Origin of the sequence: Egbenema bharatensis FJBBOT/2019, from assembly GCF_048077055.1 — a bacterium.
In the GTDB taxonomy this organism is placed as follows: Bacteria; Cyanobacteriota; Cyanobacteriia; order Elainellales; family Elainellaceae; genus Egbenema; species Egbenema bharatensis.
This window is the reverse complement of sequence record NZ_CP182236.1, coordinates 1,717,590-1,736,664: the sequence shown is the minus strand read 5'-3', so window position 1 is coordinate 1,736,664 and position 19,075 is coordinate 1,717,590. Positions and strand designations below refer to the sequence as shown.

Annotated in this window: 11 protein-coding genes; 1 reads left to right on the top strand and 10 read right to left on the bottom strand. The window is 49.2% G+C overall.

All coding sequences use genetic code 11. The features are described from left to right. Positions 1 to 204 precede the first annotated feature (204 nt). On the bottom strand, positions 205 to 3,249 hold the full coding sequence (locus tag ACM1PF_RS08175; RefSeq protein ID WP_416673921.1) for a two-partner secretion domain-containing protein: 3,045 nt from the start codon (positions 3,247 to 3,249) through the stop codon (positions 205 to 207). Between the two features lie 586 nt (positions 3,250 to 3,835). On the opposite strand from ACM1PF_RS08175, the gene ACM1PF_RS08170 reads away from it, so the two are divergent. Further along, positions 3,836 to 6,637, top strand: coding sequence for a CHAT domain-containing protein (locus ACM1PF_RS08170; RefSeq protein WP_416673920.1), 2,802 nt, complete (start codon positions 3,836 to 3,838; stop codon positions 6,635 to 6,637). A gap of 49 nt (positions 6,638 to 6,686) precedes the next feature. On the opposite strand, the gene ACM1PF_RS08165 is transcribed toward ACM1PF_RS08170, so the two are convergent. The 9 genes from ACM1PF_RS08165 to ACM1PF_RS08125 all read right to left on the bottom strand — a co-directional run bounded on the left by ACM1PF_RS08165 (position 6,687) and on the right by ACM1PF_RS08125 (position 19,041). Next, complete coding sequence (locus ACM1PF_RS08165; protein WP_416673919.1) at positions 6,687 to 7,448, bottom strand: DUF928 domain-containing protein; 762 nt, start codon at positions 7,446 to 7,448, stop codon at positions 6,687 to 6,689. A gap of 164 nt (positions 7,449 to 7,612) precedes the next feature. Beyond that, complete coding sequence (locus tag ACM1PF_RS08160) at positions 7,613 to 9,526, bottom strand: CHASE2 domain-containing protein (RefSeq protein WP_416673918.1); 1,914 nt, start codon at positions 9,524 to 9,526, stop codon at positions 7,613 to 7,615. 34 nt (positions 9,527 to 9,560) lie between these two features. Next, complete coding sequence (locus ACM1PF_RS08155; RefSeq protein ID WP_416673917.1) at positions 9,561 to 10,199, bottom strand: response regulator; 639 nt, start codon at positions 10,197 to 10,199, stop codon at positions 9,561 to 9,563. A gap of 25 nt (positions 10,200 to 10,224) precedes the next feature. After that, positions 10,225 to 10,983, bottom strand: a complete 759-nt coding sequence (locus ACM1PF_RS08150; protein WP_416673916.1) for a hypothetical protein — start codon at positions 10,981 to 10,983, stop codon at positions 10,225 to 10,227. Positions 10,984 to 11,940: 957 nt separating this feature from the next. Next, the gene (locus ACM1PF_RS08145) at positions 11,941 to 13,452 is read right to left on the bottom strand and encodes an iron uptake porin (protein ID WP_416673915.1); all 1,512 of its coding nucleotides are present in this window, start codon (positions 13,450 to 13,452) and stop codon (positions 11,941 to 11,943) included. 77 nt (positions 13,453 to 13,529) lie between these two features. Next, positions 13,530 to 14,546, bottom strand: a complete 1,017-nt coding sequence (locus tag ACM1PF_RS08140) for a phosphotransferase family protein (protein ID WP_416673914.1) — start codon at positions 14,544 to 14,546, stop codon at positions 13,530 to 13,532. A gap of 154 nt (positions 14,547 to 14,700) precedes the next feature. Continuing rightward, positions 14,701 to 16,011, bottom strand: a complete 1,311-nt coding sequence (locus ACM1PF_RS08135) for an aminoglycoside phosphotransferase family protein (protein ID WP_416673913.1) — start codon at positions 16,009 to 16,011, stop codon at positions 14,701 to 14,703. After that, positions 15,995 to 17,854 carry an ABC transporter ATP-binding protein gene (locus tag ACM1PF_RS08130; protein ID WP_416673912.1) on the bottom strand — a complete coding sequence of 620 codons (1,860 nt, stop codon included), beginning with the start codon at positions 17,852 to 17,854 and terminating at the stop codon, positions 15,995 to 15,997. The genes ACM1PF_RS08135 and ACM1PF_RS08130 overlap by 17 nt, the downstream gene beginning before the upstream one ends. Then, positions 17,851 to 19,041, bottom strand: a complete 1,191-nt coding sequence (locus tag ACM1PF_RS08125; protein ID WP_416673911.1) for a glycosyltransferase family 4 protein — start codon at positions 19,039 to 19,041, stop codon at positions 17,851 to 17,853. Before ACM1PF_RS08125 ends, ACM1PF_RS08130 begins: the two co-directional genes overlap by 4 nt. Between the last annotated feature and the right edge of the window lie 34 nt (positions 19,042 to 19,075).

Below are 19,075 nucleotides of genomic sequence, written 5' to 3'. Positions count from 1 at the left end.
CAATCAACAAACTCTTGTGGGGTAGGCATCCTGCCCGCCCAGTCAACAAACTCTTGTGGGGTGGGCATCTTGCCCGCCCAGTCAACAAACTCTTGTGGGGTGGGCATCTTGCCCGCCCATTCAACCAACCGATCGCACCTACTACTCTTGTGAGCTGAACATCTTACCTGCCCAGTCAACCCAGCACAGATTCAACTCACCATCCTAATCACATTCCTGGCTCAACACCATTCGCCCATCTTCCAACTGATACAATCCCTGCGGCTCCACGATCGGATCTCCCATCTGCCAGGAGGTTTGACTGGTTTCAGGAATCGATCGCACTTCTCCCGTTGCATAAACCGATCGTCCTCCATCCCCTGGTCGTTCCGGTAAGCCTCCTCTACCCGTGATAATAAACGTCCCTTCTGTCTCCTGACTCCGTACCACACAACTTGAGGCGATGAGTGATTCAGTATCGATCGCACTTTCGGGAAGGTCGGCTAAACTATCCTGCACAAAACTCGTATCCGGAATCGAAATGTTACCAGAGCTGATCTGTCCACTGGCATTAATATCGACGCGATCGTTTCCATCTAATGTATCTGGATCAGCAGTGGCAGAATCGGGGATGAATCCTTCCCCAAAGAAAACCGGAGTATCTAAGGTGATGTCTCCACCTCGCTGTCCGGCAGCAGCAATGATGTCGCTATCTCCGAACGCCAGAATCGAGTTTGCTCGCAGGGTGATGTTCCCGCCATCGATCGCGCTATTGGTCAAAATATCACTGTCTCCAAACAAACGAATGTCGCTGGCTTGCAAGGTGATGTTCCCGCCAAAGGATTGCTCTGCTGCGGTAACAACTGTACTATCGGTCGAACTGAAGTGTCTATCCAGCTGAATACGGATGTTGCCTGCTTCTCCTATCGCTTGACTCGCTGCTGAAATACTAGCTCTATCAGTAAGACTAAGATCGGTAGCATTAATAGTGATATTTCCTCCTCTACCTACAGCACCTTGCTCCACAGCACTGAAAACGCCACTCTGAAACTGCCTATTTGAACTGACACCGTCGAGCAAGATGTGATCATGGGCATGAATGAATATGTTCCCTGCGCTACCCTGTTCGAAGGTGCTGGCGTTAATTTGTCCTCCATTCGTCAGCAATAATAACCGAGTAACAACTTGAATATTTCCACCATTACCAATCGCTCCCTGACTGACACTACTAAAAATTCCACTGGGAAATCTTCCATCAATACTTATACCGTCAATTGAGATGCGATCGGCACGAACAATAATATCACCTGCATTACCCTGTGCGAATGTACTAGTGCTTAATAGTCCTCCATTGGTAAGAGATAGAAGCCTTGTAGTGACATCGATCTGCCCCCCGTCGCCCCGTCCATCGCCCCCTACAACACGCCTTCGCCCTACCTGACTGAAAGCACCGCTTGGTGCGCGTCCCTCTGGAATTTCTGGCCCAGTGCCATTGATTGAAATTCGATCGGCTTGGATATTTATCCGGCTTGCATCCCCTTCTCCAAAGGTAATATTGGTCAATTGAGCCCCAGCAGATATGGATATAGAATCAGCTGCAATGTCAATCACACCCGCATTGCCCTGTCCACTAATGTTATCGGTAAGGATACCGGAGGAAAAGACATCGCGTTCGCCTTCCCTAGTAAAACCAGGAACTCGACCCCTGAACGAAAGCGAATCAGTTGCCCAAACAAAGACATTTCCTGCATTTCCTTCCCCAAAGGTGCGAGTGACCAGTTGAGCACCACCCGTAAACGAGAGAGAGCTAGCAAAAATACGGATATCTCCGCTTTGTCCCCTAGTTCCCTCCATTGTGCTGAAGATACCGCTAGGGGACGTTCTACTCCTATTCATACCATCGAGTGAAATATCCCCACGAGCATAAATGTTGACATTCCCAGCAGTTCCCCATCGCCCAAAGGTACCAGCGTTGATTATTCCTCCATCTCTTAGTGATAACGAATCAGTCGTAATTTCGATGTTGCCTCCATTACCTATCCCCCGGGGCACTATGGTACTGAATATCCCGCTACGTACGTTTTCTGTACTAGTACCAGCTAGCACTATTTGATTGCGAACATCGATAATAATATTCCCAGCATTTCCCTGTCCAAAAACGCTAGCCCTAATTTGTCCAGCATTAGTCAGAAATAAGGAATCTGCTTGCACAAAAACATTACCACCATTGCCGAGCGATTCATTATTCACACTATTTGTTACTTCGCTAACTGAATCAGCAATTCTAATCGTTCCTTGCGCATCCAGAACAATGTCACCTGCTTGACTATCGACAGTTCCGAAATTTGAAGTTTGACTTCCACAGCTTGCTGTGGGTCCAATTCCTGCACAAACGTCACTTCCATCCAAAATGTTGAGATTTCGAGCATACATCGTAATGCCACCACCACCACCGCCAGTGACATCAATATCAGCTAATCCTGTGATAGAAATATCTGCCCGATCGAGATCTCTAGGAAAGTTCAGGCTCAGTTGATTACCGTTGATTTCCAATCCGACTGCACCCGTCCTTGCGACTCCGCCCAATTCCAGCCTGCCACCCGAAGCACGTAGCCTACCATCCTGAATATTGATCTGTCCTCCCAACAAGAGCAAACTTCTGCCATCTGGTACCCGTAACCCTTCAATGTAACCTGCTGCGTTAGTTTGATTGGGAGGACCAATTTGAGTAATAGGTTGAGCAGCTATCTGGTTAAAGAAGAACGCAGAAGGATTCACCGTCAACAACGGTGGAACTTGAGGATCGATCGCACTAAACACCCCCTGCTCCCCAAAGCCGATCGCATCTGCCGTCGTCGCTGCAAAAGAGCCTTGCACATCTAATCGAGCATTCGGGCCAAACACAATGCCATTAGGATTCATCAAAAATAGATTGGCACCACCCCGAACACCCAACGAACCCAAAATATTGGATGGATTATTCCCCGTTACCCGACTGAGAATGTTTTCAATCCCGACTGGATTGAGGAAATAAACACTGCCGCCATTCTCCACCCCAAACTCCTGGAAGCTGTGAAACAGATTGGCTCCGCGAGATGCTCCCCCACCAATATCAAAACTTGACCCACCCAGGGGAATCACTTCCGATCGCTCCACTCCCAGCGAACCATCCGGCACAGGTTGAGCCATCCCAGGCAGCCCCAAAGCCCATCCTGCCAACGTCGTTACACTAACCAATCCAAAGGGACACAACCGATCGCGCCAGTGCATAGAGGTTGCCTCAACTTAAATATAGGGTGATCAATATCGGACTTATCAATATAGAGTTACGAAAAATCATCGCCTAATTTGCTGGAGATGAATAGGGCAAAATCTTTAAATTTTGTAGGTTTCTGCCAACGCTACTGCCATTTTCAATCAGGCGATCGGCAGATAGATGGAATGTAGAACCCAACCCTTAACCGTATTCTGAATCCAGAAAGGAACATTTGCCCCAAACAACGCAGCATATATTGAGAAATATCAATCAAAAGGTTAAGCGGGAATCAATGATGGCTTTGGTTCAAATTGAACACTTCCAAGCCGGATTCTCTATCGCATCAGGCATTTGCTTCACCAGTTCTCCACCCAGCTCCTTACTTCAGCCCCATCGCCCACCCGCACCATAGCAGAATAGATTCATGTCATCCAGGATGAACCTTTAAAGTAAAAAAGTTTTGAAGGATAGGTGGAATCTTGAGCTGTTCTGGTAGGCTATGGGAGGATGGGTAATGGGTATATGCTTTAATTGTTCTTAACTTAGGCTGATATTAATCATTTAATATTAATTCGTTTTAATCGTTAACCATAAATTGACGTGAATCAACAACGGAATGGTTGGAGTAAACTCGTGATCGATCGATTTCGTGTTCTCAAAAGGCTTGCTGCGGGGTTGCATCATTCCAAACGCCGATCGCTGGGGATGTTGTTTGTTCTCAGCCTGACGCTTTGCCTTTGGGTTGGGCAGCCTGCTGGGATGGCCAACCTGCCAGAGCCGCCAAGATCTACTGCTCAAACCCATGCTTCTACAGAGAATGGCGATTCCCCTGCCCACCTGGTGCAGCAGGGCGTGGAACAGTATCAGCAAGGGGCGTTTTCGGAGGCGATCGCAGTCTGGACGCAAGCCCTGGAACGATATCGAGCCGAGGGAAATCTCAGCCATGCCGCGATCGTTTTGGAGAACCTGGCAAGGGCCTATCAGGCATTGGGGCAAACCGATCTGGAAATTCGCCATTGGGAGCAAGCCATTCAGCTTTACCGTCAGTTGAATCAACCCCAACAAGTGGGACGCATTGCCACCGAATGGGCCCAGGCTTACACCCGGAATGGACAATACCAGCAGGCGATCGACTTACTCTGTGGAGCATCTAATCGCAACAGCTTGAATCCATCCTGCGAGGCAAGCAGTGCGGTGGGAATTGCCCAGTCCCTCGGCGATCGGTTGGGAGAAGCGGCAGCCTTGGGGAGTTTAGGGGATGTCTATCGATTGCAGGGACAGTATCAGCAGGCGATTGACTTAACCGAACACAGTCTCAGAATTGCGCAAGACCTGGAGCATTTGCCCTATCAAATTTCTGCCACCCACCATCTCGGACAAATCTATCTGACGTTGGCACAGGTAGATTATCGACGGGCCAGCTTTGCTGAGGAGAGCGAGCAACCACAGCAGGCTAGAATTTCCCGTGAAGCCGCTCAAGCCCATGACCGCACTGCCCTGGAGTACTTGCAGCAAAGTACCCAGCTAGCCCAATCAACGGACGACCTTTCCAGCCAGCTCCGCGCCCGTCTCAGTAGCATTCCGGCCGCTTACCGTTTAGGAGAGATCCAGGAAGCAGAAACGCAGCTCCAAACCGCCCGATCGCTCTGGGAACAGTTGCCCAATTCCCAGGAGAAAGTCAGTTCAGCCATTACCTTAGCGCGATTACAATCTAATCGGGATGCCCGGATCGGATTAACGGGTTTTCAACCTCGCTGTATGTCTCCTTCTGAGCCAGCAAAATCCTTTTTAGAAGCATCCGTATCGATCGCTAAAACCATTCAAAATCCACGGGCAGAATCCTTTGCTCTGGGTGAGTTAGGACACTGGTATGAATGCGCTGGTGAATACGAACGGGCATTACAACTGACCCATCAGGCGCAACTGATTGCCGATCAATCCTTACAGACGCGAGATGGACTTTACCTGTGGCAATGGCAAGCGGGACGCATCTTAAAAGCGAAAGGACAAACGCAGGATGCTATTCGCGCTTATGATCAGTCCATTGCCACCCTGGACATCCTCAGTGAAGATATTCTGATTGCCAACCCGGAAGTCCGGTTCGACTTTCGAGATACGATCGAACCTCTGTATCGGGAGGTGGTTGGTTTGCGCCTTGCCCAGGAACCAACCTCAGTTTTAATCCCTTTAACCGACAGGAATGCCAACATTAATCGGGTACTGACTACCATTGACTCGCTCAGATTAGCGGAACTGCAAAATTACTTTGGTAATGACTGTGTTCTGGTTTCCTTAAGTGATGATGGGATGCAGTTAGTCCAAACCGATCCAACGGCCGCCGTATTCAGTACCGTGATTTTGAACGATCGCACCGCAGTGATTGTTAGCATTCAGGATGAGAACCAGCAAATTCAACAGAAATTTGAATGGGTTCGAGATCAGCAGGGGAATGATCTGAGCCGAGAAACGATCGTTGATACCATTAACGAATATCGGAAAGGACTCGATCGATCGCGGGATGCGGTACCGGCTGCCCTGGGCGGCTACGACCCTACCCTGGCCACCCAGCTTTACAACTGGTTGATTCGTCCCTTTGAGGCACTGCTAGATGAACGCAATGTCCAAACGCTGGTCTTTGTCCAGGATGGTATTTTCCGCAGTGTGCCCATGACAGCACTCTACGATGGCAACCAGTTTTTAGTGGAACGGTACGCTGTTACCACCACGCCCAGCTTAAACCTGACCAATTTTGCCCCCCTGAATCGACGGCAATTACGGGCCCTTGCCCTCGGACTGACAAAACCAGCCACCGTAGACGATCGGATTTTCCCTCAGTTGAACTATGTCGATTCAGAACTACGGGCCGTCACTTCCATTCTGCCCAACAGTTTAGAGTTACGGGATCAAAACTTCACCCGCGATCGGTTGCAGCAAGCCCTAGAAACCAACACCTATCCCGTGATTCATATTGCCACCCACGGCCAGTTTAGCTTTGAAGCCGAAGAGGCATTTCTCGTTTCTGGCTTTGATCCGAATCAAGACACCCAAAAGCTGACTATCACTGACCTAGACGATTTAATCCGCAGCACCAGCCTCCAAAATCCAGTGGAATTATTGGTTCTCAGTGCCTGCCAGACTGCCACAGGAGACGATCGGGCAGCCCTGGGATTGGCTGGAATTGCAGCTCAAGCCGGAGCCAGGAGTGTGTTAGCCTCTCTCTGGGCCGTCAACGACCAGGCAACTGCCCAACTGATCTCACAGTTCTACGAAGGCTTGTTCAACGAGCAATTATCCAGAGCCAAAGCCCTGCAAGCTGCACAAATCGAGTTAATTCGATCGCAGGGCAGAACGTCCCATCCAGCCTTCTGGTCAGCCTTCATTCTAATTGGAAATTGGTTGTAAGGGATGTAAATGTAGGGTGGGCAGTGCCCACCCCAGGCGATACATCGGGTCAACGACTTTGATGCTCCTGACTGATCGGTTCGTTACTATTCGCCACAATCTCCCGCAACTGTTCGCTTTGCTGCAATACTTCAATCCTTCTCGTTTCTAGCTCCGCCTGTTCACTGCCCATTGCCGCTGCCGCTTGTGCAGCCCATTCCTGCCCGGCAGCTTGTTCGATGTCTGCTAAATCTGCCAATACATCCAGTTGGGGCAACGTACTATTCAGTAAATCGTACCAGCGATCGGCTTCATCCACCGTTGGATCAACGATGCGAATTTCCGTTCCCGCGATCACATCTGAAGCTTGATGATCGGGATTACACAAAAGCGCAACTTGCCAGTAATAAGTTTGTTCAACAGCGAGATCAATGGGCAGGGAATAGGACATGATCCCTGATGTACTTTGCAGCGTTGTCTCATAGATTTGCGGAACCTGCAAATGACCATTCGTAGCATAGGCATAAACTCGAAGCTCTACAGCAACGGGTTCTGCATCCGGTACATACCACGATAGCGTCGGGCGAGGGTTACTGGTTTGTCCGACATGACTGTAGGGAGCCAGGAGGGTGAAGGCAGTTTCAGCGGTTCCGGTACAGCTTCCCGTACGGGTTCCGGCGATCGTGCGCGCATTGGGAGGAGTGCCAGCGCGACGGGGCACATAGCGTCTTTGGGCAAGGGCGATACCCGGAAAAGCAAGGGCGGCGATCAAAGCAAATGCCGCGATCGATCGGGTTAGAAAAGGAGATGGGGGATGGGATAGACGTTTCATAGAACGATTTCCTGATGACATTTAATATTGAATTAATTGCATACCCATACTGTAAATAAATTGATCTAAACCTTCATTCCCGATTTGTGTCAATCATAAATCTGAAAACTGATAAAAACTTTGCAGAAAACTGCACCTTATTGAGTTCCAGGTGGCAGTAGGGATCATCCAAACCAGGGCTTGGCGATCGGGTAAGTCAGTTCGCAAAGGGTTCCCTGGGGAGAATTTGGAAGGCGGTGAAAGGAACCATTCAACTGTTTTGCCAGCATCGTTGCCTGATGGCTGCCCCGTCCCGAAAATGAGCTGGTAGTATGGGGCAACCCCTTGCCATTATCCGCGATACGGATCAGAATTTTTCCAGGTTGGGGTTTACAGGACACTTCTAAGCGCGTCATGTCCCTGGCATACTTTCCAGCGTTACAGAGTGCCTCCTCTAAGAAGCGACAAAGGCCGCGCTTTTGATCCGTACTCAATATCCGAACATCAATGAACTGGAAAGATACCACCTTAACCTTCAAATGTTCAAAGGATGGGAAAGGGCGATTGAGCGTGGCTCGGTAAACGGCGTGGAGCAGTTCGTGGGTGGGGTGTTGCAAATCCAACTGCTCTCCATTGCAGAGGTAAAAGTGTCCATTGGGGGTCAGCGTTTCCTGTCGGATGGCATCATATACCGTGCGCAGTTCATGGTTGAGCGTTTGCAGTTCAGCGTAGAGCTGATCCCGCGAGTAGGATTCTTCTGAGCAATTCCGCATAATTCCCGCCAGGGTTTGCAGGGGGCCATTATGAATCGCATCAAAGGTTTGCTCAATCACAGACTGGCGATCGTGGATTTTGGCTTGCAGGTCTTGTTGATGACGGTAGAACAAAGCAGCGGTCAGTCCGGCACTGTTTAAAATCAGCACACCCAGGGCAGGTACAATCGGCAACCACCATCCTGCCATCAGGGCAGCAACACAAATGATAAACAGCAGCGCACTGGCAATTCCCAACGCTAAAAGGGTTTTGAAAGGTGAAGCCAGAACCCGGCTCAACAGAATGCCAAGTAACCCCCACGCGATAATCCAGACGTAATCCCAACCATTCGCCCAGGTACGTAATAGCGGGCGATCGTCCAATACCGCACTGATGATCTGGCTGGTGATATGGGCGTGGATTTTGACTCCATAGGTTAGCCCAGCATTATCATTGTTTGCCAGGGCTGGAGCCAGCTTCAGATCACCCAAACTGATTGCAGTTGAGCCAATCAGAATGATTCGATCGCGGATCCAATCCTCCGGTACATTTCCAGACAGAATATCCGCCATCGACACCTGACGAAAGGGTAGGTCACCACTGCGATAGTGAATCAAAGTCTGATTACCATCTGTATCCGCATTCACATAACCACCCGAATTTGGCCGTAACTGCGGGATCTCTGCTGAACCAAACCGCATCGCATCGGGATCACGAATGCCATTGTCCAGATAAATTCCCTCTTGATTCAGGTAGGCTTCAGCCAGCAACAGAGCCAGGGAAAATTTGGACTCAGCTTCGTTGGATTCAGTTTCAAACAGGGCAATATCTAATAAGCTGCGTCGTAATGCCCCATCGGCATCCGAAAACACATCTGCAAACCCAATTTGCTCTGGGGGTAATCCGGGTGGTGGAGAAACTGCATTACCATTGGCATTCGGTAACGCTTCAATCCCAATAATATTGGGGGACTGAAACACCTGATTTAATCGATCGTGTCCCGGCTCCACCGGTAAATCGCGCACAATGTCTAATCCAATTACTCTGGGTTCATAGATTTGCAATGCCTCAATCAGTTCAGCCAATGTCTCATCTGAAATCGGATGGCCATTCGCCTGAATGTCAGCTTCATTAATTCCGACAATCAAAATTCGTTCATCGGTTGGTTCCGGCGGACGCGATCGCAGAAAGAAATCCAGCATCCACCATTCGGAAAACTGTAATGTTCCCATTAGTCGCAGCAGCACAACCAAACCAATCACAAGTAAACCTGGCAACGCCCCAATCCGCCAGATCGCAATCTCATCTCGAATTCGTTCCCATCGCCTGTGATTCATCTTACCCATTACCCATCACCCATTACCCATTCCCACTAATCAATCAACCCCTCTTCCCGGGCCGAATTCCCACCTGAGTGCGGAGATTTTGATTGTCTTCTGGATAAACGCCCAGAGCATCCTGCACTTTTGTCCAGTAGTTCCGCACCGTGCGATCGGATATACTCATCGCTTTAGCGATCGCCTTGTCTTGCAGTCCCTCCTGATAGGCCAATCGCAAGAGTTCTAACCATTCTGGTTTCACCTCCAACCCTAGCTTCATTTCCTTGGGCAGGTATGTTCCCCCATTTAGAGCCATATCCAATTTCTTTAGCATTTCCTCACGGCGGAGGCTCTTATCAGCTATGGTGAACCCGCCCTCATGGTCATCGATCATCGGTTTCAGCCGCACCAAAGGTTTGGGGTTCATGCTTTGCACGACAATATTGAGGGTAGGGTAATTCTGCATCAGGGTTTTGAGTAACTCGATCCCCGTTTCAGGAAGAGATCTAACACCCTCCAACTCAGGAATCGATAAATCGACCACGACTAAATCAGGCTGCAATTGCTCAATAAATGCTTGACCGGCTTGCCGAGTCTGGGCAACTTGAATGGTTGCGTCAGGATAGCGATCGTTTAATAAATTTACTGTTCCATCCAAAACGAGTTCGTGATCATCGATCACCACAATTGTTCTGCTCATGGTTATAACTAACAGGATCTATGGTTTAATCTAACCCTACTGTAAGGGATGGGGTCGATCGCAGAACCCAACGGAAATACCACGTTACAGTCAGTCCCCGACGCTCATTCAGCAATCGTCCGTGGGTCAGCCCTCGCACCACTCGCCGTAAATAGCGCAATTCTCTCGTCCGTAGAACACTGGAAATCAGAACCGCATTGGGGTAAGTGACTTCAACCGATAGTTCACCCCAGGACGTTGGGGCTGCTCCGTTGTTTGCTGGCTGATCTTGGGTCGTTAAGCGAACCCGGCACGGTAGGGTTGTTTGAGAGCCGGGCATGACCATTTGCAACAGTTCATCCAGTCCCATCAGCAGGATTTGATCCTGTGGCGTTGCCTGCTGCTCCCAGATCTTTGGCAACTCTAGCTCTAGAACAGTTTCAGGATGGTTGTGCTGCCACTCCTGCCCATAAGCCTGAACCGCCAGAGGCAAACTGTCTGCAATGTAAGGGGGAGAAAGTTCATCGCTAATCTGCTCCAACTGATGATGAATTTTTTCGATCGCCTGTAGTTGGATTGAACTAGCTGGATTAGAATGCGATGGGAGCAGGTGCCCTTGATGTAAGGTCGCCTCTAGCTCTCGGCGTAACACAAATAGCTCCTGCATCACCCCGTTATGAAGGCGTTCAGATTGAGCTTCCAAATGAGCCGTCCGTCGCTCAAACCACCACCGCATCGATCGCTGGAGTTCGAGATAGGAAACGACAGACCAGAGCAATAGCATCATACAAATAACAGTAATCACGGGTTAGGGAACAACACACTGTAAGCGTGTGTGGGGTACAGGGACGATCGCTTTCGGAAAAAGCCAGATCGTTTCTACAATAGGGCAAACTATCCAATCCCTGCATCTGCCATTTCTGCACCCCAGGTTACGCAAATCCGCAACTTGGCTTGCCGAAAACTGCAATGTAAAGAGCCTTGAGTAGGGTTGCACAAGCCTTTAACCTAGTCCCGTGGGATAAGGCGTGGGCAAGCAGCAAGCAGGCGATCGAAGATCAGTAGCCATCCAATCATTAGCAGAAAAGAGATCATCTATCCGCCTCCCGTACAGTTTTTATCTGAATTTGATTCATCTTTTACTCTGAACTTCATGCTGATTGAAGTAGATTTAATATTCAAATGCTGCCACTTTTTCCTTGATTGTTCGATCCTATTTCTTGTAAAAATTACTTCAGTTTCTCGATGCGCCGCCTGCAAGAAACAACTGTTTGAGTTGCACAAATCTGCAACTCTTCAGCTTCCAAGAAATGAAAATTGAATAATCTGATTGTTGCGGGGTAGGCATCTTGTCCGCCTTGTTGACTGGGCAGAATGACTGGCAGGTTGTTTAATTTCCAATCCTAGCTGACTGAATCTTTAAAGGATTACTGAAGATAACTGCACCGAATGCCTAAATCTGCAAGCGAACCTTCATAAAGAGTCAATGCATGAGGAAACTCGCTTTCCTATAGTAAAGGTGTCTTTTCTTCGGGGACTCTAAAAGCGATGCAAAACCATCTTTTCAATTTTCTGCAATCAGCTTTTCAAAAGGGTCTTCCCTTTGCCCTCAGCTTTGTGGATGATGCACTGCTGTTTGCAGCTACTAAAATCGGACTTCAGCTTCCCTGGTTACAATGGGTAAGTACTTTACTGCTCGTGGTAACTGTTCTATATTGGACAACAAAACTTTTACAGTTTCTGTATTGCAAAATCGCAACCGCTAAAAGCTAAATGTGGCTCGAATAGTACCTACATAAATAGGTGCATTGTTCGCTGAGTGTTCTGGATTCAGCAAAATAATTATACCGGGTGTAATCAAAATGCGATCGTTGATCTGCGCTTGATAAAACGCCTCAAGATGCCAGGATGCAGCCTGTTCTGCTTCAGCATATTGATTGCGAGTAATTCTGGGAGGCTGACCAATCACTAATCCAGCTAAATTTCCTTCTCCACCCAGCTCTGAGAATCCAGCCAGGACAGCCCAGGTAAAAATATCAGCACTCGGATTTGCTGCCAGATCTTTTGCGTTTGCCTGGATGAATCCCACTCGCCCCCCTATCACAGCCTCATTGAGGTCAAACGATACTTCTGCGCCAAACGAGTTAGCAATCATCGCTTCAGAATCCCCGTCAAAAGGATCACCCGATCGCACGCTACCTGTTCCAGTATCCAATCCATTAAACGATCGCAAATAGGTCACACTAAAGCGAGTGGTGTCAGACGGTTCGACGGTGATCTGAGCGATCGCACCATAAGGACTTTGAGCAATGCCCACCTCCGGGTTGGTCGCTTGAGAAGCAACATAGCCCACCTCCAGGCTAACGGCTTCACTGAGTTCGTAGGTCAATCCAACACCGGGTGCGCCTCCCTGCCGCCGAATCGGGTTTTCACGGCCAAAGGTTGAGATAGCACCATCACTGCTGCCGCTAAAAAGAGGATTCACTGTGCTGACGTAATCGCCCAAGCCGCCTCCCGCCAAGCTGACCACCGCAGAAGCCCGATCGCCGATTGCAAATTCGTAATCCAAGCGATCCAATTCAATATTGTTGCCATTGCTGCCATCAAATCCCAGGTTGGACATTTGGGTTCCGGTGACATTTTCCAGTTCTGGAATATCCCGCGCTTGCAGTCGCAGTCGTAGCTGATCTGATCCCGTAAAACTGGTTAAAAGCTCCAGCCGAACTCGATTACCGCCAACGAGGGTGCGATCGATGGATTCATTGTTTTGATCAGCCCTCTCCTCGCCAATAACTCCTGCCACTGCCAGAACTACTTCTCCTTCCAATCGGGTGGTAGTAGAAAATTGCTGGGTTTCTAGAAGATTCGATCGGTTGTCTAGTTGATTGACTTGATTCCGGATTGCAGCAAGTTGTGGAGAAAATTCCGACTGTAATCGTTGCAGGATAAGAAGGTCTTCTGAGGAAACTCCTAAACTGCTTTCTGTCGTCTGTTGGGAGAGGCGATCGAGACAGTTTGACAAAATTATGGCGAATTCATTTCGGGTGAAAGAGCCGCTTTCAGGGTTCCTCAAAAACGAGTTTTCATCTAAACAGCCATAGCGTTCTGAAATCAGTTCTAAAGCTTGAAAACTCCAGTCATCTGGTTGAACATCTACAAGCTGAAAAATAGGTATAAAAGTATTGCTTTGGTTCTCGTAGGAATCTGTACTTTGTTCAGTGAATGTCCGTTCTGTCGTCGCTTTTGTCGGTAAGGGTATTGTCCAAATAGTCACCGATCCGAATAATAGGACAATCCACTTCAAGCAGTTGTGCATAGGATTTTTAACGTATAAAACGGTAGAAAAGAAGATTAGAAGTAACGAAATTTTGGATGTAAAAGCCGTTGTTCACATAGCTCCAAGAGTTGTTCGGTAAACGGTTGACGATCGGGAAATTGGGTACTCAGATAAATATGGCGAACCAGGGTCAGCGTGGTGTAGGTTTCTACAGAATCAAGAACCGCTGCTCCAGACTGATGAATGAATCGCTCAGTGAATGCCGTTTGTTGAGATGCCAGAACTGCTGGGTCATGGAACGATCGCAGTCCTTGCTCGATTAAATGCCCGTTAAAATTGCCTGCATCTAACCCAGGATCACCCGTTGTATAAAGGTCAAAATCCAGCAGGTAAAGGCGCGAGTCATTGATTAATACTTGATCTGGATAAAAATCACGGTGGATACCGCAAACGTGAGGGGATTCAATCCGTCCAGCCGTCCGATCGCACTCGTCTAAGATCCGCTCTAATCGACGTTGCCATTGGGGGAATTGTTGAGCCACCCGATCCAGGCGATCGTGCAGGATGGCAAGCTCTTGTTCGATCCCATGATGGCGATCGGGCAAAATCTGAGTTCGGTGTAGTTTACAAAGGGCAGCGGCAATGCGGTGGGCTAAGGTGTGCCCCTCGGCATTCGGTAAAAGCACAGTGGCGATCGTTCCTGGCACTTTGCGCTGAAGCCACATCTGCCACTCTGGAACAGTCCCGATCGGTTCGGGAACCGAGATGCCATCCGAACTATTTGCCTCAAATCCCTGCTGCCATAATTTGCATTGAAGCTGATAACTGGTGCGATCGAGTCCCTTAGCGCGAACCTTACCCATCCAGGTCATGAATTCTGAAGTTCCTGCATGGTTCACCTCGACATCATACTCAATCAGGCAGCGCTTGCCGAATTTATGACGAACCACCCGAATGTTATAAATCGCAATCTTCGCATTGTCACCAACCCAAACCGATACATGGCTTTGAAAGCAAGCCTGAACCATTGTAGGATCGATCGCCGCAATTAAAAAACTCAGCTTTGAATCACTCAAGACAGAGCTGATCATAACCCGAAAAAATTATCTGAAAAAACATCAAAACAACACCATGCAAGTTAATCTTGTTGAAGACATACCATACCCACTTAAAGAACAATTCATCCTCTTGTGCGGTGGCATCTTGCCTGCCCAGTCCTCAACCCCCATTCCAATCATTCAACCCTCAAGCAATCTGAGCAGTCGAAAGACAGGATTCCATCACCAAATCCTCAATCCGCTGGATAATCAACCCAATTTTATTCAGCCAATCTGGATCGCAGTAGCGAAACGGGTCAGCCGCCAATCGCAGTAGCCCGATCGCCGTATATCGTTGAATTTGTTCATCATCTATTCTTTCAGGCGCAACATCACGATAGCCAGCTATCAGCATAGAGGTAAGCTGCTCTCGTCGCTCTGCTGAAAGAATCTGGCACAGTTCGCTCCAGTGGAGCTTTGCCACAAACGACCCTAGATCTGCCATTGGATCACCCCGGACTGCCCGATCGAAGTCAATGAAGGTAATTCCGTTTGCATGGACGATCACCTGTTCTGCGTTGAAATCTCCGTGAATTGGAATCCCTGGAGAAGGTGTACTCAAAAGAGCCGCAGCAAGCTGAACGGCGATCGTTTGAATTCGGTGTTTCCATTGCGGACATAACCAACTTAAATTAGCAGCAACAGTCAGCAGTGTTGTCGCTTCATCGGTACGGGTTAAGTTTAGCAGCCGTTTAGGATTCTGCTGGTGAATCTGTGCTAGAGCAGCTCCGGTTTGAATGCCAATATCCTCGTTTAAGCTGGATGTTGTGATTAATTCATGTAAAGATTGCCCCGACACCCAGGGATAAATGAGCAACTGATTGGGTCTAGAGTGTCCAATCAGGGACGGGATATTCACTTGATCGATCGATTGAAAAGTCTTTGAGTTCGCTTTTACCTGCCGGAAACTATAGTTTGTATAAGCTTTAATTATCGCTTGAGGCTGTCCTTTAACCTGCAACTGAGCTACGTAGCGACGTTCTGGTTTATATCGCAAAGAATGCAGTGTGCCTGTCCATAGCTCAGAACAGTCTGGCAATATTTTTTGCAATCGCTTTTGTCGTAAGGTCGGATCAATTAATGTCGGTAGCTGTCTCAACCGATTGTCATTAGGGAAAGCTGAGACAATGATTTTTTCAGGTAGTAAAATGATTCGCCCTGTTCCCAATGCTCCAGGTACATCAGCACGCTGTTGATATTTTTTCAACTTGTCTATGCTGGTTGAAGCAACTGCTTTAGCGTAAATCGATGTATGGGTTCCAGCGATATTTAGTTCGTAGCTAACCAAACAGTTCGTCGCTGGTTTGTGGCGAATGTAGGTTTTGCGAATCTGACTGATGCTGATATTGGGCAACTTTGCCATTAGCTTTTCTGCAAAGATATCTGCACAGAGTAAGTAGCGTAGCCCTGGCAGATCTGGATCGCGGCGAATTAGATGTAAATCAGCGGGCGAAAGCATTCGTGTCCTCCTGAACCGGGTAGTGAATCTGTTCTTGTTCAGCCGCCTGTAATCGATATAGAGAGGCATAGCGTCCGTTAAGGCCCATTAGCTCCTGGTGGGTTCCCCGTTCCAACAGCCGTCCCCGCTCAATGTAAAGAATGCAGTCGGCTTTGGCGACCAGTGCCAGATCATGCACAATCAAAAATGTGGTTCGTCCCACGGTGAGCCGTTCCAGCGCGTCTAGAACTTCCTGCTCATTAGCTTTGTCGAGTCCCGTCGTCGGTTCATCCAGAATCAAGATTGGAGCTTGACGAACCGCAGCACGGGCGATCGCAATTCGCTGGCGTTGTCCTCCGGATAGGGTGACCCCTCGCTCACCAATCACGGTGTCGTACCCCTGGGGGAGAGCCATGATAAAGTCGTGGGCATTGGCCAACTTAGCCGCTGCAATAATGTCCGCCTGGGTAGCAGAGGGAGATCCGTAGCCGATGTTTTCCCAAATGCTGGTGGCGAACAGCAGACTGTCCTGCAACACGATGCTCATTTGAGCGCGAAGGGATTCCAGAGTGTAATCCCGAATGGGATGTTGATCAATCAGAATTTCGCCATCTGTGGGATCGTATAAGCGCAAGAGTAGATTCGTCAGGGTGGATTTGCCGCTGCCAGAGTGTCCCACGATCGCCACTCGCTGACCTGGGTAAGCTAGAAAGTCGATTTCCTGCAACGCAGGATGTCCTGGCTGATAGCCAAAGCTGACGGATTGAAATTGCACCAGTCCAACGAAGGGGGGAGCGGGTTTTGCCTTTGGTGAATTGTAAACTTCGGGAGATTGATCCAGCAGATCTAAAATGCGTTCCCCAGCGGCGGTGGCTTTGGCTAATCGTCCCGTGTATTTAGCAAAGTCGCGCATGGGTTTAAATGCATTCTTGAGATAGCTGAGAAAAACCAGCAAATCTCCCGGGGTCAGGGCATTGTCTAACACTAATTCTGATCCACGCCACAACACCAAAGCAGTCGCTCCACCGACTAGCACATCGACCGTGCGTTCTAAATTAGCGGCTAACCGTTTTGCCTTTACACCGTGTTTGAGATTCTTTTTGTTTTGCCCAGTAAAAACGCTGGCAAATTTGTCTTCCAGGGATAAAGCCTGCACAATTTTGATCGCGCCGATCGATTCTGCTGCCGTAGCGGCCATGGCTCCTTCTCGCTTGCGCTGTTGCCGTGAAACTTCTCGAATCCGTCGAGTCAGCCGCAGGGTTGTGAGCCAGAATAAAGGCACAAGGGCTAACACCAGCATTGTTAATTGGGCATTCAGCCAAACCATAATGCTCAACATTCCAACCAAAACAAGACAGTTGGCCAGGAGGGGAAGAAAAGCGGTAACGACGATCTCTTGCAGCAATCCCACATCACTGACCACACGCAGGGTTAAATCACCACTGCGGGCACTATTGTGGAATGACAGGGAGAGGGTTTGCAGATGACAATATAGAACGCTGCGAACCTCTGTGAGTATCCGATTTCCTACTAGGGCAAAACCGACCGTGTTCCAGTAAGCACTGATCGCCCGTAATCCTGATATGGACAGGACTGCCGCAGCCGACAGTATTAACAGCAGTCGCGTATCGAGGGACTGAACAAATGTGAGTGTTGTAAATTCTCGTCCAGCTTGTTCTGAAAAAATTTCATCAAATACAAACTTGAGCGGTAAGGGTTCCAGTAAGCGCAGTCCGATCTCGGCAAACAGAGCCAACATGGAAACGGTAATCAGTCTTTGCTGCTTGCGGATATAGGGATAGAACCGTTGTAGAATTCGTCCCAATCCTGGCACAACTTCCTTCAACTTTTGAGGGCGACTCATGAGGCACTGACCTCCATTGGGCAAGCCGCCGATCGCAATGCCACCGGAGCCAGGGATAAAACTTTCTGCACTACCTGTTCCCAGGTATGGGTCTGTAATACCGTCGATCGAGCCGCCTGTCCCAGGTGCGATCGCAATGCTGGTTGATGGTAGAGCAAACTGAGTTGGGTAGCGAGAGCGGTAGGGTTTCCAGGCTGATAGAGTAAGCCATTGGTGCCATCTTGAATCAGGTGTTGCAGTTGCCCAATCCGACTGGCGACAACGGGCAATCCAGCGGCCATGTATTCGTAAACTTTCAGAGGTGAAAAGTAGAACTGCGGCTGCTGGGGATAGGGCGCGACGGCTACATCCATAGAAGCAAGCAGTCCCGGAATCTCAGTTGGATTGACTTTCCCTGTAAAGTGAACGGCAGAACCCAGGTGACGATCGCTCAATGCAGACTCAATCGCCGATCGGTCTGGCCCATCTCCCACCAGCAGCAGGCGTGTGGGTGCAGGCAGCGTCGCCTGAAACTGGGTGAACGCATCCACCAGGGTCAACAATCCATGCCAGGGCTTCATGGTTCCGACAAAACCAATCGTGAAGGCCTCGTGGGGGAGCGCGGCAACCCGATCATTCGGGAAGCGATGCGGATTGACCCCGTTGGGAATCACCTGCACTTTTCGATCGGTGGGGAGATAGCTTCTCAGATAGTCTGCCACGGCATCCGACACTGCAACCAAAAGTGTTGCCGCCTGAAAGACCCGTCGGGCAACTTGTTCCGCGTGCGATCGCAACACTAATCCTCGATGCTGGGACTGCTCCTCAATCAACGGCGCATTCACCTCCAGAACTCCCGGAATTCCTCTTTCCTGAGCAAATTCCATACCGCTTATGCTCCAGAGTGAGTAGCGTTCGTAGACTAAATCGAATCGTCCAGCCTGCTCCAGGGCGAACCGAAGATCCAGATTCAGTCCTAAAGCTGCTTGTTCTCGGGAAAGCGTATTTCCTTTGGGCAGTTTGGGCAATTTGTGACAGGGGACGGCAGCCAGGTCTGCGGGGGGGTGTCCGCCCCATCGCACCGCAAACAGTTCCACCTGATGCCCTTGCTGTAATAAAGCTCGAATCACTTCCTGAACGTGGATTGAGCAACCTTTGCACCCAAAAACGGGAATCCCTGGATCTGCACAAATATAGGCAATTCGCATCTCGTTTTCCTCCAATTTCTCCAATTCCTTCTCA